The organism is Rhizobium changzhiense (assembly GCF_013087625.1).
GTDB classification, from domain to species: Bacteria; Pseudomonadota; Alphaproteobacteria; order Rhizobiales; family Rhizobiaceae; genus Rhizobium; species Rhizobium sophorae.
The window spans coordinates 847866-873942 of sequence record NZ_JABFCQ010000003.1 but is presented as its reverse complement, the minus strand read 5'-3'; the positions used below and the strand labels follow the sequence as shown (position 1 = coordinate 873942).

At 62.5% G+C, this 26077-nt stretch carries 24 protein-coding genes; 10 read left to right on the top strand and 14 right to left on the bottom strand.

Going from position 1 to position 26077, the window contains the following annotated elements:
• Positions 1-28: 28 nt before the first annotated feature.
• Genes G9X68_RS19130 through G9X68_RS19115 form a run of 4 tightly spaced genes read right to left on the bottom strand, consistent with a single transcriptional unit; the run spans position 29 to position 4653 of the window.
• Positions 29-880: an alpha/beta hydrolase gene (locus G9X68_RS19130; RefSeq protein WP_171603717.1), complete on the bottom strand. Its 852-nt coding sequence runs from the start codon at positions 878-880 to the stop codon at positions 29-31.
• Positions 881-891: 11 nt separating this feature from the next.
• A complete protein-coding gene (locus tag G9X68_RS19125; RefSeq protein ID WP_171603716.1) occupies positions 892-2379 on the bottom strand; it encodes an NAD-dependent succinate-semialdehyde dehydrogenase in 1488 nt (495 codons plus the stop codon).
• A gap of 13 nt (positions 2380-2392) precedes the next feature.
• Complete coding sequence (locus G9X68_RS19120; RefSeq protein ID WP_171603715.1) at positions 2393-3622, bottom strand: iron-containing alcohol dehydrogenase; 1230 nt, start codon at positions 3620-3622, stop codon at positions 2393-2395.
• The gene (locus G9X68_RS19115; RefSeq protein ID WP_171603714.1) at positions 3619-4653 is read right to left on the bottom strand and encodes an Ldh family oxidoreductase; all 1035 of its coding nucleotides are present in this window, start codon (positions 4651-4653) and stop codon (positions 3619-3621) included. The genes G9X68_RS19120 and G9X68_RS19115 overlap by 4 nt, the downstream gene beginning before the upstream one ends.
• Positions 4654-4749: 96 nt before the next feature.
• Here G9X68_RS19115 and G9X68_RS19110 point away from each other — a divergent pair, with 96 nt between their 5' ends.
• Positions 4750-5448: a GntR family transcriptional regulator gene (locus G9X68_RS19110; protein WP_171603713.1), complete on the top strand. Its 699-nt coding sequence runs from the start codon at positions 4750-4752 to the stop codon at positions 5446-5448.
• 56 nt (positions 5449-5504) lie between these two features.
• Positions 5505-6098, top strand: coding sequence for a DJ-1/PfpI family protein (locus tag G9X68_RS19105; RefSeq protein ID WP_168308387.1), 594 nt, complete (start codon positions 5505-5507; stop codon positions 6096-6098).
• 72 nt (positions 6099-6170) lie between these two features.
• Here the strand turns inward: G9X68_RS19105 and G9X68_RS19100 are convergent, their stop codons facing one another.
• Genes G9X68_RS19100 through G9X68_RS19085 form a run of 4 tightly spaced genes read right to left on the bottom strand, consistent with a single transcriptional unit; the run spans position 6171 to position 9880 of the window.
• The gene (locus G9X68_RS19100) at positions 6171-7361 is read right to left on the bottom strand and encodes a M24 family metallopeptidase (RefSeq protein WP_171603712.1); all 1191 of its coding nucleotides are present in this window, start codon (positions 7359-7361) and stop codon (positions 6171-6173) included.
• 31 nt (positions 7362-7392) lie between these two features.
• Positions 7393-7806 carry a cupin domain-containing protein gene (locus G9X68_RS19095; RefSeq protein WP_171603711.1) on the bottom strand — a complete coding sequence of 138 codons (414 nt, stop codon included), beginning with the start codon at positions 7804-7806 and terminating at the stop codon, positions 7393-7395.
• A 23-nt stretch (positions 7807-7829) separates the two neighbouring features.
• Complete coding sequence (locus tag G9X68_RS19090; protein WP_171603710.1) at positions 7830-8672, bottom strand: phosphoenolpyruvate hydrolase family protein; 843 nt, start codon at positions 8670-8672, stop codon at positions 7830-7832.
• 11 nt (positions 8673-8683) lie between these two features.
• Positions 8684-9880, bottom strand: a complete 1197-nt coding sequence (locus G9X68_RS19085; protein WP_171603709.1) for a Tm-1-like ATP-binding domain-containing protein — start codon at positions 9878-9880, stop codon at positions 8684-8686.
• Positions 9881-9980: 100 nt separating this feature from the next.
• Here G9X68_RS19085 and G9X68_RS19080 point away from each other — a divergent pair, with 100 nt between their 5' ends.
• The 7 genes from G9X68_RS19080 (at position 9981) to G9X68_RS19050 (ending at position 16692) form a co-directional block, all read left to right on the top strand.
• A complete protein-coding gene (locus G9X68_RS19080; RefSeq protein WP_171603708.1) occupies positions 9981-10619 on the top strand; it encodes a TetR/AcrR family transcriptional regulator in 639 nt (212 codons plus the stop codon).
• A gap of 354 nt (positions 10620-10973) precedes the next feature.
• Entirely contained in the window at positions 10974-12284 is a 1311-nt protein-coding gene (locus G9X68_RS19075) for an ABC transporter substrate-binding protein (protein ID WP_168308392.1), read from the top strand.
• Between the two features lie 156 nt (positions 12285-12440).
• Positions 12441-13346, top strand: a complete 906-nt coding sequence (locus tag G9X68_RS19070; protein WP_171603707.1) for a carbohydrate ABC transporter permease — start codon at positions 12441-12443, stop codon at positions 13344-13346.
• A gap of 1 nt (position 13347) precedes the next feature.
• Entirely contained in the window at positions 13348-14307 is a 960-nt protein-coding gene (locus G9X68_RS19065) for a carbohydrate ABC transporter permease (protein ID WP_003549729.1), read from the top strand.
• On the top strand, positions 14304-14507 hold the full coding sequence (locus G9X68_RS19060) for a hypothetical protein (protein WP_168308393.1): 204 nt from the start codon (positions 14304-14306) through the stop codon (positions 14505-14507). The genes G9X68_RS19065 and G9X68_RS19060 overlap by 4 nt, the downstream gene beginning before the upstream one ends.
• Positions 14504-15613 carry an ABC transporter ATP-binding protein gene (locus tag G9X68_RS19055; RefSeq protein ID WP_168308394.1) on the top strand — a complete coding sequence of 370 codons (1110 nt, stop codon included), beginning with the start codon at positions 14504-14506 and terminating at the stop codon, positions 15611-15613. Before G9X68_RS19060 ends, G9X68_RS19055 begins: the two co-directional genes overlap by 4 nt.
• Positions 15613-16692 (top strand): ABC transporter ATP-binding protein, encoded by a 1080-nt coding sequence (locus G9X68_RS19050; RefSeq protein ID WP_171603706.1) that lies wholly within the window; start codon positions 15613-15615, stop codon positions 16690-16692. The genes G9X68_RS19055 and G9X68_RS19050 overlap by 1 nt, the downstream gene beginning before the upstream one ends.
• Before the next feature lie 74 nt (positions 16693-16766).
• Here G9X68_RS19050 and G9X68_RS19045 read toward each other — a convergent pair whose 3' ends face one another.
• The 4 genes from G9X68_RS19045 to G9X68_RS19030 are packed head-to-tail and all read right to left on the bottom strand — an operon-like array spanning position 16767 to position 20574.
• Positions 16767-17741, bottom strand: a complete 975-nt coding sequence (locus G9X68_RS19045; RefSeq protein ID WP_171603705.1) for an NAD(P)-dependent oxidoreductase — start codon at positions 17739-17741, stop codon at positions 16767-16769.
• Positions 17742-17762: 21 nt separating this feature from the next.
• Complete coding sequence (locus tag G9X68_RS19040; protein WP_131627597.1) at positions 17763-18455, bottom strand: FadR/GntR family transcriptional regulator; 693 nt, start codon at positions 18453-18455, stop codon at positions 17763-17765.
• Positions 18456-18457: 2 nt separating this feature from the next.
• Entirely contained in the window at positions 18458-19627 is a 1170-nt protein-coding gene (locus G9X68_RS19035) for a mandelate racemase/muconate lactonizing enzyme family protein (protein WP_171603704.1), read from the bottom strand.
• A 59-nt stretch (positions 19628-19686) separates the two neighbouring features.
• The gene (locus tag G9X68_RS19030) at positions 19687-20574 is read right to left on the bottom strand and encodes a sugar phosphate isomerase/epimerase family protein (RefSeq protein WP_171603703.1); all 888 of its coding nucleotides are present in this window, start codon (positions 20572-20574) and stop codon (positions 19687-19689) included.
• Between the two features lie 345 nt (positions 20575-20919).
• Between G9X68_RS19030 and G9X68_RS19025 the strand changes: the two genes are divergently transcribed.
• The gene (locus G9X68_RS19025; RefSeq protein WP_171603702.1) at positions 20920-21771 is read left to right on the top strand and encodes a sugar phosphate isomerase/epimerase family protein; all 852 of its coding nucleotides are present in this window, start codon (positions 20920-20922) and stop codon (positions 21769-21771) included.
• A 225-nt stretch (positions 21772-21996) separates the two neighbouring features.
• On the opposite strand, the gene putA is transcribed toward G9X68_RS19025, so the two are convergent.
• Complete coding sequence (gene putA, locus G9X68_RS19020) at positions 21997-25704, bottom strand: trifunctional transcriptional regulator/proline dehydrogenase/L-glutamate gamma-semialdehyde dehydrogenase (protein WP_171603701.1); 3708 nt, start codon at positions 25702-25704, stop codon at positions 21997-21999.
• A gap of 27 nt (positions 25705-25731) precedes the next feature.
• Positions 25732-25938, bottom strand: coding sequence for a hypothetical protein (locus G9X68_RS19015; RefSeq protein WP_171603700.1), 207 nt, complete (start codon positions 25936-25938; stop codon positions 25732-25734).
• Between the last annotated feature and the right edge of the window lie 139 nt (positions 25939-26077).

The following is a 26077-nucleotide window of genomic DNA, read 5'->3' as shown; positions in this document are numbered from 1 at the left end:
GATTGCCACGATCACGAAAAACCGGCGGTCAAGGGAAGGTTGATCGCTTCGGTTCCTCACCGGGATCATTGGCAATCAAGGCGTGCAATGCTGCCGCCACAGGTGTGCCGAGGACGGCGAGATCGCGTACTGTGCTCATGTGATTGCCGTCTGCGACCTGCGATGCCCGCACGTCGAGCCCCTGGGCGGCAAGAATGTCCCTGAAAGCATTCGCCTGGATTTTGAATGGACCGGTTTCCCGTTCGCCGGTCATGATATCGACACGCGTTGCAGGATCGTGCTGGTGACGCATGGGCGTAAACCGTCGCACCTCCTCGTCGCTCAATGCAATTTCGTCGCGCAGGAAAGACCTCTGCAGGGGTTCGAGATCGTATAACCCGCCAAGCAGGAAAGCAGCGACGACGCCCGAAGGCGCTGGCGAGCGATGGAAGAGAAAGGTTGCAAGATGTGCACCGGCGGAGTGGCCGCTGACGGAGAACCGCTTTGACGTGGCGCCAAAACGATCGGCATGCGCCAGCAGGAATGCCTTGGCTTTCAGGACCTGATCAATCAGGACGTCCATTCTCACCGTGGGCATCAAGGAGTAATCGACGATAGCTGCGACCGCGCCGGCGCCGGTAATGGTCTCGGCGACGCAGGAATAGTCCTCCTTGGAAAACATCCGCCAATAGCCGCCATGGATGAACATGTGGATCGGCAAGTCCGAGCCGGCGCTATCTGGCAGGAAGATGTCGAGCGTCTCGCCCGGTTCGGTCCCGTAGGCGATGTTGGCCTCCATGGCGACAGTGCGCCGCGTCGCAAGGCTGCGAGCACGGATATCGCCAACGATCGCGTCGAAATCTGCGACATGGTCACGAATGCGGAACGGATCGGCGGCCACAAGTTCCTCCCTCAGAAACTTGTCGCAATGTACTTGGCTTCCATGAACTCCGCGATACCGTGATGCTGCCCTCCTTCACGTCCAAGGCCGCTCTGTTTCACACCGCCAAAGGGGGCCGCGGGATCGGAGACCAGTCCACGATTGAGCGCGATCATTCCAGCCTCGACCTTGGAGGCGACCCGCATGCCGCGGCCAATGTCGCGGGTATAGATGTAGGCGGCGAGGCCATATTCCGTATCGTTGGCGGCAGCGATGACCTCGGCCTCGGTCTCGAAACGATAGAGCGGCGCGACGGGACCGAAAATCTCCTCGCAGCCCATGTCGGAGTCCCGGGAAACATCGACAAGCACCGTCGGCGGATAAAAAAATCCGCGCCCTGCCAACGTTCGTCCGCCGCAGAGCGCGCGCGCGCCGCGCGAAATGGCGTCAGCAACCAGGCGCTCGATCTTCTCCACCGCCTTGCGCGTGATCATCGGACCGCACTCGGTATCCGGATCCACACCCGGGCCGACCCTGAGGGCGGCCATGAGTCGGGTGAATTTTTCCGCGAAGGCATCGTGAATACCGGACTGGACGTAAATGCGGTTTGCAGCCGTGCAGGCCTCACCCGCATTGCGCATTTTCGCGACCATCAGACCCTCGATCGCCGCGTCGATGTCCGCATCGTCGAAAACGATGAATGGCGCGTTGCCGCCGAGTTCCATGGAACAGGAGATGACATTTTTCGACGCTTCCGCCAGAAGCGTGCGGCCGACGCCCGTCGAGCCGGTGAAGGAAAGTTTTCGCACGCGCGGGTCGCCCAGCATCGCGGCGATGACGGGGCCTGGCGTCGATGTTGTCATCACGTTCACGACACCCGGCGGCACGCCCGCTTCCTCGTAGAGAGCCGCAAGCGCGTAGGCCGTCAGCGGCGTCTCGCTCGCCGGCTTCAGGATGACGGTGCAGCCCGCGGCAAGGGCAGGCGCGATCTTGCGGGTCGCCATCGCGGCCGGGAAATTCCACGGTGTGATGAGAACGCAGATGCCGATAGGCTGGTAATCGACCACGATCCGGTTTCCGCCGGCCGGGGCAAGGCCGAACTCACCAGAGATGCGCACCGCCTCCTCGGCATTCCACCGAAAGAACTCCGCCGCATAGGCCACCTCGCCGCGCGCGTCGCGCAACGCCTTGCCGTTCTCGAGCGAAATGAGCCTGGCAAGCGTTTCGGAGCGCTCCACCATAAGTTCGAAGCAGCGGCGCAGGATCTCGGAACGCTTTCTCGGCGGAGTCTCGCGCCAGCTTTCCGCAACGCTTGCGGCAGCCTCCACGGCCGCTGCCGCATCCGCAAGGGTCGCATCCGGCACGGCGGCAACGACCGCCTCGGTCGAGGGGTCGATCACCTCGATCCGACCCTCGCCCGCCGCAGGCCGCCAGGCGCCGCCAATATAGAGGCCGCGGGAGAACGAGTTAAGCCCGAAGCGATCGTGGTCTGGTTGCGAAGAATGCTGGTTGACGTTCATGATGATTTCCAGGTCAGAGGGCGGAAGCGGCCAGGTCGCCGTCATAGGCGGCCCGCACCAGGCCGCGCATGGTAGCGGCATCGAAGGAGCGGGGATTGTTCTTGATCAGCCGGCCGATGCCGAGCGCCTGCTCTGCGGCCCAGTCGATCCGGTCTTCCGGCAGGCCAAGCCCGGCGAGCGTCGGAGCGATGCCGATCGCGGCGAAGAGGCGGCAGACCTCGCCGATCGCGGCATCGGCAATCGTTTCATCGTCCTCCACTCCGGTGGCATCAAGGCCGAGCGCCCTACCGACAATGGCGATGTCCGCGCTCGCGACGCGGCGATTATATGTCATCACATAGGGCAGCATGGTCGCAACCCCGAGGCCGTGCGGCGTATGGGTCAAGGCACCGACCGGATATTGCACGGCATGGGCCGCCGCGGTGCCCGCCGTTCCGAAGGCGCAGCCGGCTGCGAGCGCGCCCATCATCACATCGGCGCGCGCATCGATGTCGGCGCCGTCGACGAATGCCTTTTCCAGGCTCCGACTGAGGAGCCGGATGGCATGCAGCGCGAACTGGTCAGAGAGATCGCTCTTTCCGATGAAGACATGCTGCTGTGCGAGGTCGGGATCGCCGGGGCGGCGCATGGCCGTGAAGGCTTCGATGGCATGCGTCAACGCATCCGCACCGGCAATCGCCGTGAGCCCGGGCGGGCAGGATAAGGTCAGTTCCGGGTCGCAGATCGCCGCTGCGGCGATGAGATATGGGCTGGAAATGCCAACCTTCAGGATACGATCGGGATCGGAAACAACCGCAACCGGCGTCACCTCGGACCCGGTCCCTGCCGTCGTCGGCACGGCGATGACCGGCAGGACGGGCGCCGGCACCTTGAACTCACCGTAATAATCGGCGAGCGCGCCTCCGTGAGCGAGCAGGAGCGAAGCGCATTTGGCCATGTCGAGACAGCTGCCGCCACCGATGCCGATCACCATATCGGGCTCAAAACCGCGCGCGGCCTCAACGCAAACAGCGACCGTATCTTGCGGCACGTCCGGCAGCGTGCGGTCATGCACCAGGACGACAATGCCGGCTGCTTCAAGCGCGGCGATCATTTCCGCAAAGACCGGCGTTGCGGCAAAACGCGCATCCGTGCAGACGAGTGCGCGCCGGCCGGTTCTGCTGGCGACGCTCGCGAGCGCATGGCGCTGGCCGACGCCGAACAGGATTTCCCGCGGCAGCCTCAAGGCAGCAAACAGGCTCATGATCTTTGTCCCTCGAAGGCCAGAATGCGTGGGCGCGAAAGCGCGTTGAGGTCTTCCCAGAGGCTCTGGTCGATCTCGAACCCGTTGCGGCTTGCCGCCGCTCGCCGCCCGCGGGCACGATCGCCCGGGACGAGAACCGGTTCGCCGGCGCTGGCGGGTGGTGAAGCGCGCACGGCATCGAGATAGGTCGACAGCCGCTCCGGCAGTCCCGGCGCCAAACTGGGCTCGATCAAGATGAAGACGTCGCCCTTGTTGCACGGCGACTGGCTGTCGAGCGTGCCGCGCGCATCCGGCGCGAGCGCCGAGCCGGCAAGAGCTGCCACCAGCAGCTCCAAAGCAATGCCGAGGCCGTAGCCCTTCGCGTCGCCAAAGGGCGCAATCGCGCCGGCCTTCGCACGCCCGGGATCGGTCGTCGGGTTACCGGCGGCATCGCGCGCCCATCCCTCGGGAATGGGCCTGCCGGTCGCCGCGTGGTGGTGGATCCTGCCCATCGGCACGAGGCTGGTGGCAAGATCGAGCACGAGCGGTTCTTCGGCGGTCGGCACGGCGATGGCGATGGGGTTGGTGCCGAGCATGGCCCGTGTACCGCCGAAGGGATGGACCAGCGCCTCGCTCGACGAGAGCGCGATGCCGACGAAACCCATTGCGGCGATGGCCTCCACATAATGCGCGAGCATGCCGAGATGGTTGGCATTGCGCACGGCGACAAGGCCGATGCCAAGATCCGGAATGTTAGGCGCCAGCCGCTCGATCGCGGCCATCGCGACGACGGGGCCAAATCCCGACGAACCCTCCACCTCCAGCACTGCATCCGCGCGCCAGCGCTGCGTGCCCTTCGTCTGCGGGTCAATGACCCCGCGCTCGATCCGTTCGACCAGCCGCGGAAGCCGGTACAGGCCATGCGAGGGGTGCCCCTTCATCTCGGCCGTTACCAAGACGCGAGCCTGCAGGGCCGCATGGTCACGCGGTGCGTCATGCTCTTCCAGCAGCCGGGTGGCAAGCGCAAGCGCTGCCGTTTCGGATATGCGCATGATTTTTCCTCCCTATATTAAATCGTATAGGATATAGGATTGTCTTGGCCGCAGCATCGTGCTAGCGATTGAACCTGTCAAGAGGCAAGGCAGCAGATGATTTCGACGAGACCGAAGGAACCCTCAACGGGCACAACCCAGATACCACGCGCCAACAGCCTGGCGGGCGACGTCTACGAGGCAATCTTCAACCAGCTCATGTCATTGAAGATTGCCCCGGGGGCTCGCATCACCGTCGACAACCTGGTCAGGGAATTCAACGTCTCACACACCCCTATCCGCGAAGCCCTCGGCCGGCTTGAAGGCGAAGGCCTCGTCGTCAAGCAGCATCTCGTCGGCTATCGTGCCGCGCCGCAGATCACGCGCCACCGCTTCGACGAGCTCTATGAACTGCGCCTGCTGCTGGAACCTGCCGGCGCTGCGAAGGCCGCCGAGGCGATGAACGACGAAAAGCTGGCCATCCTGACGGAGGCCGCCGGCGTGATGACACGCAGCGACAACAGGGACGAACGAGCCAACTATTCGGCCTTCGCCCGCAAGGACGCTATTTTCCACGACCGCATCATGGAATTTGCCGGCAACGAGTTGATCCGCGAGATGCTGACATTCCAGCACACGCATTTCCATATCTTCCGCCTGATGTTCCATCGCCGCGTCACCGAGGAGGCGCTCGCCGAGCATCAGACGCTGCTCGATGCCTTCGCGGCGCGCGACCCCTGCGCCGCTGCGAAGGCAATGCGCATCCATATCGAACAATCGCGCGACCGGCTGTTGCCGGCCTTCGACGAAATCTGAGCAACCGCGCCGGGCAAGGACGAGCCTGCCCGGCCTGACAACGAGGAGGAGAACCCATGCCAGGCAAGAAAATCCTGATGCTCACCGGCGATTTCACCGAGGAGTACGAAATCTTCGTCTTTCAGCAGGCGATGGAGGCGGTCGGTCACACGGTGCATGTCGTGTGCCCTGACAAGAAGGCCGGCGACATCCTCAGGACGTCGCTGCACGATTTCGAGGGCGACCAGACCTACACCGAAAAACTCGGGCACAACGTCACCATCAACAAGACGTTTTCCGAGGCCGAGGACCAGCTCGACCAGTATCATGCCGTCTACTGCGCCGGCGGGCGGGGACCGGAATATATCCGCACCGACAAGCGGGTGCAGGCGATGGTGCGTCATTTCCACGAACAGAAGAAGCCGATCTTCACCATCTGTCACGGCGTCCAGATTCTGATCGCGGTCGACGGTGTCGTTCGCGGCAAGAAGGTGGGTGCACTTGGGGCATGCGAACCGGAGGTCACCCTGGCGGGCGGAACCTATATCGACCTGTCGCCAACCGAAGCCTATGTCGATGGCACGATGGTTTCGGCCAAGGGCTGGACGGCGCTCGCTGCCTTTATCCGCGAATGCCTGAAGGTACTGGGAACAGAGATCCACCACAGCTGAGACGACGGCACCAAGCAACGAAAGGCCCGGCAGGTGATATTTGCCGGGGACCTTTTTGCAATGGGCCTGCAATCACGCTCCGCCGCGGTTCCAGCCGCGGCCACGGTCGCCGAACATTTCATAGCCGCCATCGGTGATTGCGAGCGTATCCTCCAGCTTGATGAATCCGCGCTTCGGGTGAAGCATCGTCGTCTCGACCGAGATCACACTCCCGGCTTCCAGCGGTTTGTCGGCATCGATGCCATCATAGGTGACGGGGTGGTTCGTCATGAGGAATGGCGCTTCGTGGGCGATGATGCCCATGCCATGGCAGAAAAAGTCGGTGAAGGCCGCCGACGGCGAGGCCTTGAGCTCGGCCTCCGCTGCCACGATCATCTCCCTGCCCGCAGCCCCTGCCCTGACCTTGGCGAAGGCCGCTTGCTGGACGCATTCGACTTCGGCCAGAAGGTCCTCCAGCTCCGCATCCGGCTCGCCGAGCACACCCATGCGGCAGAGGTCACCGATATATCCGTGATAGTTGCCGCCGGAATCGATCGACAGGATCTCGCCCTCGGCCCAGGCCTGCGGCGAGCCCGCGCGATTGTGGCTGGAGCCGAGCGTCAGCAGGCAATATTCGAAGTGCAGGCCGCGGTTCGTTTCCTCCCGGCGCAACTGCTCGATGATCTCCATCTTTGTAGAGCCGGCGCGCGCCGCCGCGATCGTCGCCAGCATCGAGTCGGTAATCAGTTCGGAGGCGCGTCTCAGCCTTGCCAGTTCATCTGGCGTCTTGACCGCCCTTAGCCGCTCCAACACATGCGTGGCATCGACAAATCGAGCGCCATCCAGCCGAGAGGCAAGAAGGTCGCGGGCATCGGATGGCATGAAGGCCGGCTCGATGCCGATGCGCCCACCGGCCTTGCCGATTTTCTTCAGGTGCTCGGCGGCGAGCCCGGCGGCGTCCTGCGTGCCCCAGCTCGCCGTATGCACGGCGGGCGTCCAGAATGGATTGTTCTGGTGCTCCGCGCCCTCCATGCGGTTGCCCACATAGGCGGAGTGATCGGGCGCGCCTTTCTCATAAATCACCATCGGCAGGTACCGGCTATGCCCGATCGCATCCATGGCGGCGAAGAAGATGAACTTATAGCCGCCCATGAGATATTGCGTGTTATGTTTGGAAGTGGCGACGATGACGTCGATACCGGCTTCCTCCATGAGACGGTCGAGCTTGGCCGTATCGAACGGCGTCACGGCGGCCTGCCTTGTTTGCCCTGCATTGTCGTTCATTGTCTTTCCTCCCAGAAATGGATGCGCCGCCTCAGAAGCCCGGCGGCAGCAGGCGGAAGTCCGGCAAATCGCGTAGCGCAAGCTCCGGCCCGGCCGGTGAGTAGACCACGAAGAGGAGCATCTTCCCGCCACCAGTGTTCTTCGTCGAATGAAAGCGACTTTCCGGAATATAGATCGTGCAGCCGCTGGCGACCTTCTGCGTGATCGGATTACCATTCTCGTCCTCGACCATCTGCTCGCCCTCGCCGGAAATCACAAAAATGATTTCCTCCGCGCCAGGGTGATTGTGGCGGGAATGGCCCTCGCCGCTTGGCAGCTCGACGACGCCGCCGGAAAAGCGGCTGGCGCCGTTGACCTCGGGCGCCACAGTCAGCGACAGCTTGCCCCAGTCGAAGCCGAAGGCGCTCACCTCCTCAGGATAGATGAAGTACTTGTCCTTTACCATGAAACCCTCCTCCACACCCTTCCTCAGACGACCGCGCCGATGGCGAGCGCCTTGAAATCTTCCGTCTGCTTGCGGATTGCCGCCTCTGCCGGCAGGCGCTCCATCGAGCTTGCGCCATAAAAGCCGTGGCAGCCAGCGCAACGCTCGAGAATGTAGCGCGCATCCTCCGGCAGGGAGATCGGGCCGCCGTGGCAGAGCACGATGACGTCGTCGCGCACGGAACGTGCCGCCTTGGCGATCGCGGCGATCTCGTCGACGCAGGCATCGAGGGACTTGCCGGATGTGGCGCCGATCGTGCCGCCGGTCGTCACCCCCATATGCGCCACGACGATGTCGGCGCCAGCGGTCGTCATGGCGATAGCCTCGCTCTCGTTGAAGACATAGGGCGTCGTCAGCAGGTCGAGCCCGTGGGCGGTGGCGATCATCTCGACCTCCAGATTGTAGCTCATGCCCGTTTCCTCGAAACTCTGCCGCATCCGGCCGTCGAAGAGGCCTATTGTGGGGAAGTTCTGTACGCCTGAAAAGCCCATTGCCTTGAGGTCGGCGAGGAAGCGCGGCATCAGCACGAAAGGGTCCGTGCCGTTGACGCCGGCAAGCACCGGCGTCTTTTTCACGACCGGCAACACTTCAAGCGCCATGTCCTTGACGATTTCGTTGGCATTGCCATAGGCGAGCAGTCCGGCCGCCGAACCGCGGCCCGCCATGCGGTATCGCCCGGAATTGTAGATAATGATGAGGTCGATACCGCCTGCCTCCTCGGCCTTGGCGGAGATGCCTGTGCCGGCACCGCCGCCGACGATCGGCACGCCGGCTGCGATCATGCCGTGAAATTTTTCGAGGATGGTGCTACGCGGTATGACTGGCATCGATTTGTCTCTCAGGGGTTGGCGATATCACGATAGGCCGCGACGGCGGCCTCGGCGAAATGCGGATCGTTGATATGGAGCGGCAGGCGAATGATACGTCGCGACGCCGTCGGCTTCACCGTCGCCTCGAGCGACGCAAAAAGCGCGGCGTCGGCTTGCGGATCGAAGAACGGACCGCCTTCAATGTCGAGGGCTGAGACGCCCTTTTCGGGAATGAGGAAACGCACGGGGCCGTGGCAGAGGTTGAGCTTGTCGCCGATCCAGCGGCCAATCTGCGCGCATTCCGCCGAGGTCGTGCGCATCAAGGTGACGTTCGGGTTGTGCCGGTAAAACAGCCGGCCGGCATAACGCTCGGGGACGGTCTCCGGCGCCCAGAAGTTCACCATGTCAAGCGCACCGACCGAGCCGACATAGGGCAAGCCTTTGCGAGCAATGGCGCCAAAACGGTCCGAGGTGGCGGGCAGGACGCCGCCGAAAAGCAGGTCGCAGACCTCGGTCGTCGTGATGTCGAGTACGCCTGAGACGAGTTCGCTGTCGGCAAGCTTCTCCATTGCCCGCCCGCCCGTGCCTGTCGCGTGGAAGACCAGGCAATCATAGTCTGCTCGGAGGCGCTCGACCATGGCGGATACGGCAGGTGTCGTAACGCCGAACATGGTAAGCCCGAGGGCCGGTTTCGATGCTGTCACCTCAGCCGGCCGGCGGGCCATGGCGGTGATCGCCTGGGCGGCGTTGTGAAGGATGACGCGGCTCAGCCGGTTCAGGCCCGCCATGTCGGTGACCGAGGGCATCATCACGATGTCGGAAACATCGACATAGGGAGCCACATCGCCGGATGCGAGCGTCGAGACCATGATCTTTGGCAGACCGAGCGGCAATTGGCGCATGCCTGCGGTAATGATCGAAGTGCCCCCGCCTCCACCGATACCGATGACGCCGGCAATGTCCTGGCGCTCGACGAGGAAGCGCGCGAAGGCAGTGCCCATCGCCTCGACCGCCGTTCCGCGGTCGCCGCTGGCAAGAACGGCTCCAGCCCCGTCCGGATGGCACGCCGCCACTGCGTCGGCCCTCACATCGACGGAGGTTTGAGGCTCGCGGATGCCGACGTCGACACGGACGACAGCCCCGCCCGCCACTTCGATGCAAGCGGCCAGATAAGCAAGCTCCTCGCCCTTCGTGTCGGCCGTGCCGACCACGTAGATCTGCTTCATTTCCCCTCCGAGACCGGTTGGGTTTTCTCCCAGCATATCCCACGTCCGGGCAAAGCGATTGAGCCCTTGCAAATTTGTGAGACGCGCGTATCATAAAGATATGGATGTCTCACGTCAACAGAACGAAACAGCCAGGAGCGAGCGAGGCCCCCGTGCCCGTACGCGAAAACTGATGCTTGAAACGGCAACGCGGCTCATGCAGTCCGGCATCACTCCCTCGGTAAGTGAAGTCGCCGAGGCTGCCGAAGTCTCGCGCGCGACGGCCTACCGCTACTTTCCGAGCCAGGCCGCGCTCGTGCATGCCGTGGTGGATGAGGCTCTGGGGCCGATACTCAGTTGGTCGTCGGACAGTCCGGATGCACGCACCCGCGTTGCCGACCTCTTGGCGACCGCAATGCCGCGCATCGACGAGTTCGAAGCCACCTTCAAGGCGGCGCTGAAACTTTCGCTGGACCAGTGGGCGCAGCGTCAGGCCGGCACGCTCGGCAACGAGCCGCTATTCACGCGCGGCCACCGGGTCGACTTGCTCAAGTGCGTGACGGCTCCCCTGCAGGGCACCGTGCCGCCCGAATCCCGGGAACGCCTTGCGCAGGCGCTTTCGCTTGTCTTCGGTGTCGAGGTGCTGATCGTATTGAAGGATATCTGGGGCCTGACCTCCGAAAGCGCGCAGTCTGTTGCCGAGTGGGCCGCCAAGGCGCTTGTTGATACGGCGTTACGGCAGGCGGAGAGCAAAGCATGACGTGGGGAACCTTCAAATTAATCCCACAATTGGTTGGACCAGATGAAGCAAATATGGTCGGGATTGGCGAGCAAGACGTGACTTCGCCTGACAAGACTGCATGAGCGGAGTCGCAATTGTGGGAAGAGATCTAGAAGTATGGAAGACGAACCTTTGCTAAATGCTCTCCGAGGCTCACTCTTGACGATAATGGAGTTTGGTACTACCAGATTAGGGAATAACATTCAGGCTTGAGATCTGAAACGCGCCAGGGTCGGGGAGGACCCCAGCACGAAAATCACCCAGGAGGATCGGGAAGCCGGATCGGGAGGCCCGCGATGACGCGGGAAGCGTGCATAAATGGGAGGAAACGTTATGCGCAAAACTATGACCGGTCTGTTGGCCGGTGTCGGATTGATGTGGGCCTGCGGAACGTCCGCGCAGGCCCAGGAACTGACGATCTTCTGGGCCGAGTGGGACCCGGCAAACTACCTTCAGGAACTCGCCAACGAATACGAGGCTGAAACCGGCGTCAAAGTCACGGTCGAGACCACACCATGGGCCGACTTCCAGACCAAGGCCTTCACCGAGTTCAACGCCAAGGGGTCAGCCTATGACATGGTCGTCGGCGACAGCCAGTGGATCGGGGCAGCGTCAGAAGCCGGACATTACGTGGATCTGACCGAATTCTTCACCAAGCACAATCTGACCCAGGTGATGGCCCCGGCAACAGTGAAATACTACGCCGAGTATCCGGCGAACTCGAAAAAGTACTGGTCAGTTCCGGCCGAAGGCGACGCCGTCGGCTGGTCCTACCGCAAGGACTGGTTCGAAGATCCCAAGGAGATGGAGGCGTTCAAGGCCAAATACGGTTACGACCTTGCCCCGCCCAAGACATGGGCCGAGATGCGCGACATCGCCGAATTCTTCCACCGTCCGGACCAGAAGCGATACGGAATCGCCATCTACACCGACAACTCTTATGACGGTCTCGTCATGGGTGTCGAGAACGCGATCTTCTCCTTTGGCGGTGAACTCGGCGACTACCAGAGTTACAAGGTCGACGGCATCATCAATTCCGAGAAGAACGTCAAGGCGCTCGAATTGTATCGCGAGCTCTACGGCTTTACGCCTCCGGGCTGGGCCAAGTCCTTCTTCGTCGAGAACAACCAGGCGATCACCGAGAACCTGGCGGCGATGAGCATGAACTACTTCGCCTTCTTCCCGGCCCTGGTGAACGAGGCGTCCAACCCGAACGCCAAGGTTACCGGCTTCTTTGCCAATCCGGCGGGGCCGAACGGCGAGCAATTCGCAGCGCTCGGCGGCCAGGGCATATCGGTCATCTCCTACTCAAAAAACCAGGAAGAGGCGATGAAATTCCTCGAATGGTTCATCAAGGATGAGACCCAGAAGCGCTGGGCCGAACTCGGCGGCTACACGGCAAGCGCCAAGGTGCTTGAATCGCCGGAATTTCAGAACGCGACACCCTATAACAAGGCCTTCTACGAGACGATGTTCAAGGTGAAGGACTTCTGGGCAACGCCTGAATATGCCGAACTGCTGATCCAGATGAACCAGCGCATCTACCCCTTCGTCACCGCCGGGCAAGGCACCGCGAAGGAAGCGCTCGACTCTCTGGCAGCGGACTGGAACGCGACGTTCAAGAAATACGGACGCAATAAATAGCAAACGTGATCAGCGGAGGGGCTCCGTCGCCCCTCCCTTGCATTCTGCATCTCGCGCCCAAAGGCGCGGTTCGAGAGGGCGCGGCGCCCGGAATTCACTTCGCGCATCGTGATGCCTTTTCCGGCATCCGGCGCCGACTCTCGAAGGAGGAGAGGATTGGCAACCGCAGTCATGACATCGCTGGACACGAAATCACGTGCCGCATCCCGCGGCACGAGTGACATCCGCATTCGCAATCTCTTCATTATCCCGACGATCCTGTTTCTGATCATCTTCAACATCTTTCCGCTGATCTATTCGCTCGGCTATTCCTTCACGGATTTTCGCGCCTCGACGAACGCGCCGGCGAACTTTGTCGGCCTGCAGAACTACCGCGAATTGCTGAACGATCCTTTCATCTGGTCGAATTTCGCCATCACCGCGAAATATGTGATCGTCTCCGTGACGGGTCAGGTGATCGTCGGCTTCGGCACCGCGATGCTGCTCAACCGCGATATCCCGCTGAAGGGTCTTCTGACGACGCTGCTGCTGCTGCCGATGATGCTGTCGATGGCCGTGGTCGGCCTCTTCTGGAAGCTGCTCTACGACCCGTCCTTCGGCATCATCAACTACGCGCTCGGCCTCGGCTCCTTCGAGTGGCTGTCGAATCCGGACATGGCGCTCTATGCGGTCGCAATCACGGACATCTGGATGTGGTCGCCCTTCGTGATGCTGCTGTCGCTTGCCGGCCTTTCGGCCGTGCCAAAACATCTCTACGAGGCAGCGGCGATCGACCGGGCGGGACCGTTCTATACCTTCTTCCGCATCACGCTGCCGCTGGTGGCGCCGATCCTGATGATCGCAATCATCTTCCGTACGATGGAAGCCTTCAAGACCTTCGACCTCGCCTACATCCTGACCAGCCAACCGACGACCGAGGTGATCTCCATCCGGCTCTACAAGATGGCCTTCCAGGAATGGCAGACAGGACGCTCCTGCGCACTCGCCTACATCGTGCTCATCATGGTTCTTGCGATCACCAACATCTACGTCAAGTACCTCAACAAAGTGAAGGAGCGCTGAGATGGCTGCCGTCCAAACCCGCTCCGAACGCGCGCTGAACCGGGTGGCGATTGCCGCCGTATTGGTCATCACGCTGATCTTCCTGGCGCCGATCTACTGGATCACCTCGACGGCCTTCAAGCCGCGCAACCTCGCTACCACCATTCCGCCGACGGTGCTCTTCGAGCCGGAACTCTCGCCCTTCGTGAAGCTCTTCACCAAGCGCTCGCAATTGCGCGGGGCACCTACCCCTGAAGAATATGCCGCCGCCCCCTGGTGGGAGCGGATGGTGTTCGACGGCGGCGAGAAGATCGTTCGCTCCGGCCGCGGCGAGGTGCAGCCCTCCGGCTATCCGAACCGCTTCATGAACTCGCTGATCGTCGCCATCACGTCCACGGTGCTGGCCGTGGGCATGGGGACATTCACGGCCTACGGCTTCTCGCGCTTTAAAGTGAAGGGGGAGGCAGACCTTCTCTTCTTCATCCTGTCGACGCGCATGCTGCCGCCCGTCGTCGTGGCGATCCCCATGTTCCTCATGTACCGCGTCGTCGGCCTCAACGACACGCATTGGGGCCTCATCATCCTCTACACTGCCTTCAACCTTTCCTTCTCCGTTTGGCTGATGAAGGGCTTCATCGACGAGATCCCGAAGGAATACGAGGAGGCCGCACTCGTCGACGGCTACACCCGGATGGAGGCCTTTTTCAAGATCGTCATCCCGGAAGCGGCCACCGGCATTGCCGCAACCGCAGTCTTCTGCTTCATCACGGCCTGGAACGAATACGCATTTGCGCTGATCATGACGAACCGGCGCGCGCAAACGGCTCCACCCTTCATTCCGAGCCAGGTCGGCTCAGGCCTGCCGGATTGGACGGTGATTGCTGCCGGCACATTCCTGTTCCTGCTACCGGTCGCCATCTTCACCTTCCTGCTCAGGAACCATCTCCTGCGCGGCATGAGCTTCGGAGCGATCCGCAAATGACCTTTCGCGCCTTCAACCAGAAATATCTGGAACCCGGTTCGCAGTATCTCATGATCTTGGGCATCGTCGCGCTCTGCCAGCCGTGGAACCTCTTTCTGCACCGCTACGGCATGACGATGACGCTCGTCGGACTGATCGCCTTCATGGTGGCGACCAAAATCCCGCGGGACGCGCAACCAGACGAAAGCAGCCCTTCATGACGCAAATCGAACTTCGCGGGATTCAGAAATATTTCGGTGCCGTCCAGGTCATCAAAGACCTTAATCTCGCCATCGCCGACAATGAATTCATCGTGCTGCTTGGACAATCGGGCTGCGGAAAGACGACGACATTGCGCGCCATCGCGGGGCTGGAGACGATCGATGAAGGCGACATTCTGATCGACGGGCAGCCGGTGCAGCATATCAAGGCATCCGACAGGGATATCGCCATGGTATTCCAATCCTTCTCGCTCTATCCGCACATGACGGTCTACGAGAACATCGCCTTCCCGCTCCGCGCGACCCGGATGAGCCGTGCCGATGTCGATGCGTCGGTCCGCGAGATCGCCGGTGTGCTGCGTATCACCGGTCTGCTGACCCGCAAGCCTTCGGCGCTGTCAGGCGGCGACATGCAGCGGGTCGCGATCGGCCGCGCGCTGGTGCGACGGCCAAAGGCCATGCTGATGGACGAGCCGATCGGTGCGCTCGACGCGAAGCTGCGCGAAGAGATGCGGGCGGAAATCAAGCGTTTGCATATCAAGCAGGGTTCAACCACCATCTACGTGACGCACGACCAGGTGGAGGCCATGTCGCTCGCCGACCGCATCGTTATCATGCACGAGGGTATCCTCCAGCAGGTCGGCACGCCGGAAGAGGTTTATGCGCAACCCGCCAACACGTTCGTCGCCCAGTTCGTCGGAAGCCCGGTCATGAACATGGCGCCGGCGATCATCAGCGCGACGGGCAGCCATACCAGCGTGCAGGTCGGCGACGAGACGACGGGCTTCGAGTTCCCCGCCGTGCTGGCCGACCGCCTCTCCGACGCAAGGGCCGAGAACGGCAAGCTGACACTCGGGGTCCGGCCTGAGGGCGTTCTTGTTTCACGGGAGGCCCGCGAGGGCTTCATGCCGGTCGAGGCACATATCATCGAGCCTCTCGGCTCGCACGACATCGTGGACCTGAAGGTCGGTCACCAGATGATCAGGGCACGCACCAAGAGCGGTTTCGTGCCTGGTCCCGGCGAAGCCGTCTGGGCACGTATCGACCCCGCCCAGGCACATTTCTTCAACACCGCGACCGGCTCGTCGCTGGGGATCAGACTCTGATGGCGCATATCGAACTCAAGGGCATCACCAAGACCTTCGGCAACCACACGGCGCTGAAAAACTTAAACATCGACATTGCTGACGGCGAGTTCTTCGTGCTGCTCGGGCAGACCGGCGCCGGCAAGACGACGACGTTGCGCCTGATCGCCGGTCTCGAGAAGCCGACCGCAGGCCAAATCTTCATCGACGGGCAGGACGTCGCCGACTGGGGTGCCGCCGAGCGCGACGTGGCCCTGGTGCTCCAGCAATATTCGCTCTACCCGCGCTATACGGTGCGGGAGAACCTGGAATTTCCATTGAAGTCCCGTATCCGTCGCGTTGAACCTGGGGAAATCAAGGAGCGCGTCGACCGCGTTGCGAAGACACTGCGCATCGAGCATCTGCTCGACCGCAAGACGGACCGGCTGTCGGGAGGCGAGATGCAGCGCGTATCGATCGGCCGGGCCATCGTGCGCAAACCGCGGGTCTTCTTGATGGACGAACCGCTTTCGGCGCTCGACGCGAAGCTTCGCGAAGCACTTCGCACCGAGCTGAAAAACCTGCAGATGAACCTCGGCGCGACCTTCCTCTTCGTCACTCACGATCAGATAGAGGCCATGTCGATGGGCGACAAGATCGGCGTCCTGAACAATGGTCAACTGGTGCAGACGGGTACGCCGCAGGAGATCTACCAAAACCCGGTCAACACCTTCGTCGCGCGCGCGGTCGGTTCGCCGCCGATGAACCTGATTGCCGGCACGCTCGCCGGCGGTGAGGCAGTGGCCAGCGAGGGCTACCGGCTCCCCCTCGGCAACGGACACGGGATCGCGACAGACGGTCGCCCGCTCACCTTCGGCATCCGCCCCGAGGACATTCTTCTCGACAGCGGCGCCCCCGGCGAAGCACGGGTCCACGACGTGGAAAACCATGGTGTCGAAAAGATCGTGACGCTACGCACCGGCGAGAAGTTCATCCACGCGACCGTGCCGACACAGACCGCGCTTCGGATCGAGGATGAGGTTCGCTTTTCGTGGAATCCGGAAAAGGTCGTGCTGTTTGACGCCGGAAGCGGTGTAAGCCTGCGGCACGCGGGTTCCTGATTGGTCCAAACAATGGAACCGGTCTCGGCGGCACGGCAGGGGCGGCCAGCGTTTCGAGTTGTCGCGACGGGGCGTTATGCGGGAAAGCGCCGGCGGTAGTGCTCTACCACTTCGGGATTGCGCAAGTTGACGGGCAATTCGCCCTTGATGACGCGCAGGACTTCGCTCGCCGCGCCTGTTCCCATGCGCATCATGCTCTCTTCCGTCAGACCAGCCAGATGCGGCGTGACGATGACGTTGTCAAAGCCGAAATAGGGATGGTCGAGCGGCAGCGGCTGCGTTGCGAAGACGTCGAGCGCGGCTCCGCCGATGCTGCCATCGCGCAGCGCCTCGATCAATGCCGCGTCATCGATCACCGGGCCGCGCGAGACGTTGACCAAAATGGCCGCGGGCTTCATGCGCCCGATGCGACCGGCATTGAGCAAGCCGGTCGTCTCCGGAGTCAGCGGGCAGCAGAGCACCACGATGTCGGCCGTCGCAACAAGCTCATCGATCGCCATGAAACGCACGCCGTCCGGCACGCTTTCCGGCGACCGGCTCGTGGCCACCACCTCCAGGCCGAAACCGAACTTCGCGATCTTGAAGATCGCCTTGCCGACATTACCCATACCGACGATGCCCATGGCGCGGCCGGCGAGGTCGACGGCCGTATCCGACTGGGCGCGGCCCGCCACCCAGCCGTTCTGACGCAGTTCGCGGTCCATAAGGCGGAAGCGCCGAAGCAGGGCCAGTGTCACGAGGAAGACGTGCTCGGCGACAGTCGACGCATTGGCGCCCGGGACGTTGGCGACAAGCACGCCGGCGCGGGTCGCCGCATCCATCGGCACCATGTCGAGCCCTGCGCCATGGCGGATCGCCGCGCGAAGCGCCGGCGCATCCTCGAAGAAGGCCGGAGGGATCGGCGCGCGTATGACGACGATGCCCGCGCCACGGCCTTCTCGCAGCAACGTTTCAGGATCGGGCGCGGAAGCGACACGCAGATCACCCGCAGCCTCAAGCATGGCCTTGGCCGCGGGATGCAAGGGATGTGTGGAAAAGATGAAGCTCATCGGCCCTCCCGCCGGTTGCGCCTATCCGGCTGCCGTCGCTGGACCGCCGATGAGACCCTTCCAATAGCTTTCCGCACCTTGAAGATGCGCGCTCATCAGCGCCTGGGCGAGATTGCCGTCTCGGGCAAGCAGCGCCTCGTAGATGCGGATATGTTCCTCATGCGAGCGCCGGCTGCGGGCGGCGTCGGCAAAATAGATCGGCAGGCGGTGTTCGCCCATGACGTAGTAGACGCTGCACACCCGATGGAAGACGCTATTCTTGGTGGCGCGGACGATCTCCAAATGAAAATCCCGGTCCTCGCGCGCCAGCCCCTCGCCGGCGGCAAGCTTCGCCTCCGATGCGGCGAGGATATCGCGCAAGTGCTGGTAATTCTCCTCCGTCGCCCGATCGCAGGCGAGCTCCGCGGCCTTGATCTCATGGATCTTGCGAAGCTCCACGGTCTCGTAGATCAGGATGGGATCAAGCGGCACGCCGGCGCGGGCAAAAAGCGCCATTGCCTCCACGCTCGCCTCCGTGGTCGTCAGATAGATGCCCGACTTGGCCCGGCGCTCGACGATGCGCATTGCCTCCAGAATGGCCAGTGCCTCGCGAACCTGGCCCCGGCTGACGCCGAAATGCTCCGCAAGCTCTCGCTCCGAAGGCGTACGGCCGTTGCCGCTCGAGTTCGAGAAAAGATGGGCCGCGAGATCGGAGAGGAGGGAATTTTCTTTCATCGTCACTGTCTTTGCGCGTGAGTCTCCAGGACCCGCTGATTGATCGTGAAGCCCAGCCCAGGCCTGTCCGGGATCTCTATCATACCGTCTTTCACCGACACAGCGTCCTCGACAAGATCATGGATCATCGGATTGGCGCCGAGCGAATATTCGATGATGAAGCTTGCCGGGGAAGCCGCGCACACATGCAGGCCGGAAAAGAAGCAGGGCGCACCGGCCCAGAGATGCGGCGCGAAACGGAGATTGAAGGCGCTGGCGAGCGAACTGATGCGCATCGCCTCCGTAATGCCGCCGCAGAAGGCAGGGTCCGGTTGGAATATGTCGGCGGCCCGAAGCATGGCAAGATCTCGGAAGGCAAAACGCGTCGCCTCGCTCTCGCCGGCAGCGATCGGCACGTTGCCGGCCGCGCGCACCTCCGCCATGCCCGGCTTGTCATCGGCAATCACCGGCTCCTCGAACCAGGCGAGGTCGCAATCGGCAACCATCTGGATGAAGCGCTTCGCATCGGCAACAGTATACGTGCCGTGTGCATCGACCATCAGGTCGACGTTGGGCCCGACCGCTTTGCGCGCCGCCCGCACGCGCGATGCCGAGACATGCGGCGCACGATCCATCGCACCGACGCGCATCTTGACTGACTTGAAACCACCGGCCGCGATATAGGACCGGAGTTGATCGCCGATCCGCTCCGCACTCTCCCAACCGCCCGAGGCATAGGCGGGCAACCTGTCCGCCTTGCGGCCACCCAGCAGCTTCCAGACGGGAACGCCGAGCGACTTGCCGAGAATGTCCCAGAGCGCTATGTCGACCGCGCTGATCGCCGCGACGGAAAGGCCGCGCCGCGCGATCTCGGGCATGGTGTGACCCGAACGCGCCGCCGTCTCGTGGCGTACGCCATTGTAGAGCATCTCCCATATGGTGGAGATGTCCGCGGGATCGCGGCCGATGAGCTTCGGCCCCACCTCGTGATTGAGCATGTGTACCAGCGTGCCGTAGGTGCCCGCGCTGCCCGCGGCATTCTTGCCCTCTCCCCACCCGACGATGCCGTCGTCCGTTTCGATCCGCAGGATCGCACTATCGAAGGTCGTCAGTCGGCCGAAGTCGCTGCGGTGCTGACGGCTCGCCTCGATGGGAATTTTAATCCACCAGGCCTCTACGGTCTTGATGCGCATGTCTCGGATCCCCTGCCCCGCACGGCCCGCGAGCCGCATGGCATATGTCTTTCCGTTCGTTACTTGATCAGCGGCAGGATCGTCTCGGCGGTGATCCGCATCTGATCGTCGTAGAACTTCTCAGTGAGAATGCTCGAGCCGTGGTCCTGGATAAACTTCAGTTGCTCCGGGGGAATATCGACGGGGTTGCGCTCGACCATGTCCGGATATTTTGTGGCCGGCGTGCGGTCGACCGGAGCGACGAATTCGTTGGTGACGGCGCCGTCGTAACCGATCTCCTTCAGCGTGCCGATGATCTTCGGCCAGTCGAGCTGGCCGAGGCCGGCGGCAAAACGATTGTTATCGGCGACGTGGAAATCGAACAGGCGTTTTCCAGCGAGCCGGATCGCCTCATACATGTCTTCCTCCTCGATGTTCAGGTGGAAGGCATCCAGGCACACCCCACATTCGGGGCTGACGGCATCGGCGAGCGCCAGCGCTTGGGCGGCACGGTTGAAGAAATAGGTCTCGAAACGATTGAGCGGCTCGACGGCAATGCGCACGCCCCTCTTCTGCGCATGGGCAAAACACTCCCTGGTGGCGTCCACCACCCATGTCCACTCTTCCTCCTCGGTCCCATCCGGCACCACCTTGCCGACGGTCGCCGGCACGAGGGTGACGATCTCGCCGTCGAGTTCGCTGACCATGGTGATGACGCTCTTGACGTAGTCCACTGACCTGGCGCGCTGACCTTCATCCCTGGCGGCAAGATTGCGCTCGCCGAGCGTCAGCGTAACGGCGCCCCAGCAGCGGATGCCATGCTCTTTCAGCAACGTACGCGTCTCGTTGACGTCGTACTGCGCCGGCTCGCCGGATATCTCGATGCTTTCATAGCCATATTTCTTGATGCGCTTCAGCGTGACGGCGAGCGGTTCGGCCCGCATCCAGTTGTGTGTCGAAAGATGCATGAGGTCCTCCTAGACTGTTGCGGCGCGCTCGACCGCCAATTGGCCGGCAAGATGTCACCTTATCCTTGGCCAGCCTCGCGACTTTCGACGATCTGGTTTGGCCAATTCTTGTTATTTGAAAGCTCTAACGTAATTCTTCACCCTCTGCAAGACGGGCCAAAACGTCGATATTTCTTTTGCAGATCGATATTTAATGCTGAATTTGCTGCTAAGGCGCGAATCCGGCACCTCAAGCGCGCCATGAACTGGCTTGACCAGATTCCAAGATTTGGTATGACCAGATCTGGAAAGTGATAAGGCGGTTGAAACTGCCGCGCAGTGGCCGCAGGGCCAAGGGGAGGGGAGATGAAGATCGGCATGTGCATGTTCCTCTGGACGACAAGTGTCGGCCGGAAACACGAGGCACTGTTACGCGATATCAAGGACACGGGGTTTGACGGCGTCGAGATACCGATCTTTTCCGGCACACCCGACGACTACCGGCGGCTGGGGGCGCTACTCGACCGGATCGGCCTGGAACGGACCGCCGTTTCCGCCATGGGCGACCCCCAGATGAACCTGATCGCCCCCGACGCTGCGACCCGCAGGCGCGGCATCGATTACGTTAAATGGGCCATCGACTGCAGCGAGGCGCTGGGCGCAACGATGCTGAGCGGGCCGCTGCATTCGACGCTCGGCAAATTTTCCGGGAGTGGCCCGAGCACGGCGGAACTCAAGCGTTCAGTTTCCTCGCAACTGGCGATCGGCGACTATGCAGCAAAGCACGGCGTCACGATCGGGCTTGAGGCGCTAAACCGCTTCGAATGTTACCTGTTCAACACGATGGACGACCTTGCGGCCCATATCGACGCGATCGGACATCCGAATATCCGCGCCATGTACGACACCTTCCACAGCAATATCGAAGAGGCCGATCCCATCGGCGCCTTCACGCGAAACAGTGACCGCATCGTGCATGTCCATATTTCGGAGAATGACCGCGGCGTTCCCGGGCGCGGCAACATTCCCTGGGCGGAGACGTTCAAGGCGCTACGCGCGAGCGGCTACGACGGGTGGCTGACAATCGAGGCCTTCGGCCGGGCACTCAAGGAGCTCGCCGCCGCGACAAAGGTCTGGCGCGACTTTTCCGAGACGCCGGAATCGGTCTATCGCGAAGGCTACCGCCATATCCGCGATGGATGGCAGGCGGCGGCATGACCATCAACCGACCTGCCTGATTTGGCCCCGGACAGGGCTGCACCGCACGGGAGACCGTGGAGGCGGACGAGCTGCCGGGGACGGTTATGCTGCTCATGAAAGACCGCCGTTTTCTCAGGCTTGGGCAAACCCATTGGATGGGCCGGCTTTCGGCCGACCCTTTCCGACGATCAAAGTCACATGCATGCCAACGAGAGAATATTTTCTGCGCCCTCGTCTTATCACTCAGCCGATGGCCATAAGGCTTGCATTGCCGCCGGCAGCCGCGGTGTTGATCGAGGTCGACACCTCCTCCAGCAGCCAATTCAGGCAATAGGCCTCGGGATCGCTCGCCAATTCCTCGCTCGTCGCGGCCTGGACCAGCAGCAGCGGACCCGGCAGGTGAGCAATCTTCTGATTGACGGCCAGAATCCTGTCGCGATCCCCTTCGACGAGCGCGCCTGAGAACGGCCCGTCCTTTTCCCAATCGGATGTCCAGGAAATCCGGCTGGCGACAGCCGCCGGAAGGTCCGCCAGGACTGATTTCGATACGGAACCGGCGTCCACGACGATGTGATTGCCGGTCGACAGGGCTGCGGCGATCTGGCGATGAAGCCCGCCTTCCGTCTGCGGCACGAGGAGAATACGGCCGCGAGGATGGAGCGCGTAGAGATTGAGCTCGCCCACCGGACCGGTGAGTTCGCGTTCGAGCCCGAGCGCCGAGCGGCTCGCATACCCACGCGCCACTTCCCCCTCGCCCGACAGGCCCTTCTTGTCGAGCCAGACGATGTAGTCACGAAGGGCGAGGTCCGTATGAACGGAATCCTGCTGCGGCGGCACGGGCGCGCGCTGCACCAGCCGGCCGATATAGAGCGGACCGCCTGCCTTGGGGCCTGTTCCCGACAAGCCGCGGCCGCCGAACGGCTGCACGCCGACCACGGCGCCGATGATGTTGCGGTTGACATAGAGGTTTCCAGCCTTGATGCGGCTGGTCACATGCGCGATCGTTTCATCAAGCCGGGTGTGAAGCCCGAATGTGAGGCCGTAACCCGATGCGTTGATGTCGTCGATCAGCCGGTCAAGGCCGTTTCGCTTGAAACGGACGACATGCAGGACCGGTCCGAAGACCTCTCTCGTCAGGTCAGACAGCGACTTGATCTCGATGATCGTCGGCGGAACGAAGGTCCCCGCCGCCGCACTTTCGGGCAGCGGCAGCTGATCCACCTTGCGGCCCAAGCCGCGCATATGCTCGATATGCTGGTCGATCTCCGTTTTGGCGCTGTCGTTGATGACCGGGCCGACATCGATGCTCAGCCGATCGGTCCGGCCGATCGTCAGTTCGCGGAAGGCGCCCTTCAGCATGTTGAGGGTCCTGTCGGCGACATCGTCCTGAAGGCAGAGAACCCTGAGCGCCGAGCAGCGCTGACCGGCGCTGTCGAAAGCAGAGGCAATGACGTCGGCCACCACCTGCTCGGCCAATGCCGAGGAGTCGACGATCATGCCGTTCTGGCCGCCGGTTTCGGCAATCAGCGGAATCGGCTTGCCGCTTGCTGACAGCCGTTCGGCCAGCTGCGCCTGGATCATGCGGGCAACTTCGGTCGACCCGGTAAACATCACGCCTGCAGTCTCCTCCGCCCCGACCATGCCGGCGCCGAGACGGCCGCTGCCGGGCACGAACTGCAGGGCACCGACAGGCACGCCCGCCTCGTGAAGGATCTTCACACTCTCCGAAGCGATGATCGGCGTGACGCCGGCAGGTTTCGCAAGCACGGGATTGCCGGCCACCAGTGCCGCGGCAACCTGCCCGGTGAAAATCGCCAGCGGGAAATTCCAGGGGCTGATGCAGACGACCGGGCCGAGCGGCGCATGCGAGGGGCCGAGGGTCTTGCGTGCCTGTTCGGCATAGTAGCGCAGGAAGTCGATGGCCTCACGCACCTCGCCGACGGCATTGGCCGCGGATTTGCCGGCCTCACGCATGACGATGCCCATCAGCACCTTGATGCGGGCCTGCATGATGTCGGCGGCCCGCTCCAGGCAGGCGGCACGCTCGGCCGGCGGCACGGCGGCCCATTGTGGCGCATGCTCCGCAGCCATGCGAACGATGCGCGCTGCCTCCTCGACCTTCACTTCGGTCACCGTACCGACGACATCCCGGTGATCGGCAGGATTGAGAACATCGCGCGTCACCCCATCCGTAGAGCCGTCGGCAAGGAGGGGAAGCGCATGCCACGGGGCAGCAGCCGTGGAGGCGAGCGCCTCAGCCAAATCCGAAAGGGTGGCCTCGTTCGAGAGATCGAGACCATCGGAATTGGCCCGGGCGTTGCCGTAAAGAGCCTTCGGCGAGGCGATCTGCGCGTGGGGCGCGCCAACGACAGGCATGGCTGCGACGATTTCGGCGGGATCGGCGATTAGCGCCTCGACTGAGACGTTCGGATCGGAGATGCGGTGCACGAAGGAGGAATTGGCACCATTTTCCAGAAGGCGTCGAACCAAATAGGCAAGCAGGGTCTCATGTGTTCCCACAGGCGCATAAATGCGGCAGGGCCGGTCCAGCTTTTCCTTTCCGACAACCTCGTCGTAGAGAGGTTCGCCCATGCCATGCAGGCATTGAAATTCGTATTTGCCGACGGCGAAATCGGGACCCGCCAGACGATAGATCGTGGCGAGCGTCTGCGCATTATGGGTGGCAAATTGCGGGAAGACCGCATCCGGAGCATCGAGCAGCTTGCGCGCGCAGGCGACGTAGGCGACATCGGTGTAGATCTTGCGGGTATAGACCGGATAGTCGTCGAGACCGTCCAGCTGGGCGCGCTTGATCTCCGCATCCCAATAGGCGCCCTTGACGAGACGGACCATGACCCGGCGCCCGGAGCGGCGTGCGAGATCGATGATGTAATCGAGGACGAAGGGGCAGCGTTTGCCATAGGCCTGCACGACAAAGCCCAGCCCGTTCCATCCTGTCAGTTCCGGGGCAAAGCAAAGCTCCTCGAGGAGATCGAGTGAAAGTTCCAGCCGATCGGCCTCCTCGGCGTCGATATTGAGGCCGATATCATAGGTCTTGGCGAGAACGGCCAGCGCCTTGACCTTCGGCAGCAACTCGCTCATCACCCGGCCGGCCTGCGACCTCGCGTAACGGGGATGCAGGGCCGAAAGCTTGATCGATATGCCCGGGCCGTCATAAATGCCGCGCCCGTCCGACGCCTTGCCGATGGCATGGATCGCCTTTTCGTAATCCCGGTAATAGCGCTCCGCGTCGGCGGCAGTCGTGGCAGCCTCGCCCAGCATGTCGTAGGAATAGCGGAAGCCCCGCGCTTCCAGCGGCCGGGCGCGCTTCAGCGCCTCTGCGATCGTTTCACCGGTGACAAACTGCTCGCCCATCATGCGCATCGCCATATCGACGCCGCGACGGATGACCGGCTCGCCGGCGCGTGCGATCAGCCGCGTCAGCGCTGCCGAGAGGCTGCGGTCGTTGACCGTCGAGGTGAGCTTGCCGGTGACGACAAGCCCCCACGTGGCGGCGTTGACGAACATGGATTTTCCGCCGCCGATGTGGGAGGTCCAGTTGCCTTCGGCGATCTTGTCGCGGATCAGCGCGTCCCGGGTTTCGGTATCGGGAATGCGCAGCAGCGCTTCGGCTAGGCACATGAGCGCCACGCCTTCCTGGCTGGAGAGCGAATATTCCTGTACCAGCCCTTCGACACCGGTTCCCTTGTGCTTGGCGCGCAACGCCTCGATCAGGCTGCGGGCCGTGCTGCGGATGTCATAGCGCTTCGCCTCTGAGACACGCGCGGCTGCCACGAGCGGCGGCAGGCATTCGGCTTCCGGGCGGCGATAGGCCGCCGTAATGGCCTGGCGAAGTTCGGATTGCGGCCGGATCGGCGGCGCAAAGCCGGAAAACGGCGCGCCGTCGGCGGGATCACGGGAGGGGGCGGGGTCGATCGCTGCGTTCAACATGAAAGTACCTATCAATCGATGTCTGGTTTAACGGATGAATGAGATGCCGGGCTCGTCGTCCCATTGTGCATCATCCGTGAAGGCGGGGCCGGAATATTCCGTTTCGCGCAGCGGGCGCGCATCCGGTCTGGCGCGCTTGAGGGTGAGCGCCGCGGCCACGGCCCTGATCGCAAGCGGGCGGTAGTGCGCGAGCAGATCCGGCGCCCGGTCTTCATCCGCTTCTTTGTTGTGCATGTACGATCCCCGTGTTGAGCGCGGCGCCGATACCGATTTCAGCACTCTTCTGCCCGGCAGATAATCTATCATAATCACAAATCGCAATCTCACTTGATTTCAACAGTTTCCAGGCTGTATGAACTTATTAATCCGCCCG

Bases quoted from the DNA above. Each gene is read 5' to 3' on its own strand.
- G9X68_RS19125 (WP_171603716.1), bottom strand. From the start codon at position 2,379: ATGAACGTCAACCAGCATTCTTCGCAACCAGACCACGATCGCTTCGGG.
- G9X68_RS19120 (WP_171603715.1), bottom strand. From the start codon at position 3,622: ATGAGCCTGTTTGCTGCCTTGAGGCTGCCGCGGGAAATCCTGTTCGGC.
- G9X68_RS19115 (WP_171603714.1), bottom strand. From the start codon at position 4,653: ATGCGCATATCCGAAACGGCAGCGCTTGCGCTTGCCACCCGGCTGCTG.
- G9X68_RS19110 (WP_171603713.1), top strand. From the start codon at position 4,750: ATGATTTCGACGAGACCGAAGGAACCCTCAACGGGCACAACCCAGATA.
- G9X68_RS19105 (WP_168308387.1), top strand. From the start codon at position 5,505: ATGCCAGGCAAGAAAATCCTGATGCTCACCGGCGATTTCACCGAGGAG.
- G9X68_RS19100 (WP_171603712.1), bottom strand. From the start codon at position 7,361: ATGAACGACAATGCAGGGCAAACAAGGCAGGCCGCCGTGACGCCGTTC.
- G9X68_RS19095 (WP_171603711.1), bottom strand. From the start codon at position 7,806: ATGGTAAAGGACAAGTACTTCATCTATCCTGAGGAGGTGAGCGCCTTC.
- G9X68_RS19090 (WP_171603710.1), bottom strand. From the start codon at position 8,672: ATGCCAGTCATACCGCGTAGCACCATCCTCGAAAAATTTCACGGCATG.
- G9X68_RS19085 (WP_171603709.1), bottom strand. From the start codon at position 9,880: ATGAAGCAGATCTACGTGGTCGGCACGGCCGACACGAAGGGCGAGGAG.
- G9X68_RS19080 (WP_171603708.1), top strand. From the start codon at position 9,981: ATGGATGTCTCACGTCAACAGAACGAAACAGCCAGGAGCGAGCGAGGC.
- G9X68_RS19075 (WP_168308392.1), top strand. From the start codon at position 10,974: ATGCGCAAAACTATGACCGGTCTGTTGGCCGGTGTCGGATTGATGTGG.
- G9X68_RS19065 (WP_003549729.1), top strand. From the start codon at position 13,348: ATGGCTGCCGTCCAAACCCGCTCCGAACGCGCGCTGAACCGGGTGGCG.
- G9X68_RS19060 (WP_168308393.1), top strand. From the start codon at position 14,304: ATGACCTTTCGCGCCTTCAACCAGAAATATCTGGAACCCGGTTCGCAG.
- G9X68_RS19055 (WP_168308394.1), top strand. From the start codon at position 14,504: ATGACGCAAATCGAACTTCGCGGGATTCAGAAATATTTCGGTGCCGTC.
- G9X68_RS19050 (WP_171603706.1), top strand. From the start codon at position 15,613: ATGGCGCATATCGAACTCAAGGGCATCACCAAGACCTTCGGCAACCAC.
- G9X68_RS19045 (WP_171603705.1), bottom strand. From the start codon at position 17,741: ATGAGCTTCATCTTTTCCACACATCCCTTGCATCCCGCGGCCAAGGCC.
- G9X68_RS19040 (WP_131627597.1), bottom strand. From the start codon at position 18,455: ATGAAAGAAAATTCCCTCCTCTCCGATCTCGCGGCCCATCTTTTCTCG.
- G9X68_RS19035 (WP_171603704.1), bottom strand. From the start codon at position 19,627: ATGCGCATCAAGACCGTAGAGGCCTGGTGGATTAAAATTCCCATCGAG.
- G9X68_RS19030 (WP_171603703.1), bottom strand. From the start codon at position 20,574: ATGCATCTTTCGACACACAACTGGATGCGGGCCGAACCGCTCGCCGTC.
- G9X68_RS19025 (WP_171603702.1), top strand. From the start codon at position 20,920: ATGAAGATCGGCATGTGCATGTTCCTCTGGACGACAAGTGTCGGCCGG.
- putA (WP_171603701.1), bottom strand. From the start codon at position 25,704: ATGTTGAACGCAGCGATCGACCCCGCCCCCTCCCGTGATCCCGCCGAC.
- G9X68_RS19015 (WP_171603700.1), bottom strand. From the start codon at position 25,938: ATGCACAACAAAGAAGCGGATGAAGACCGGGCGCCGGATCTGCTCGCG.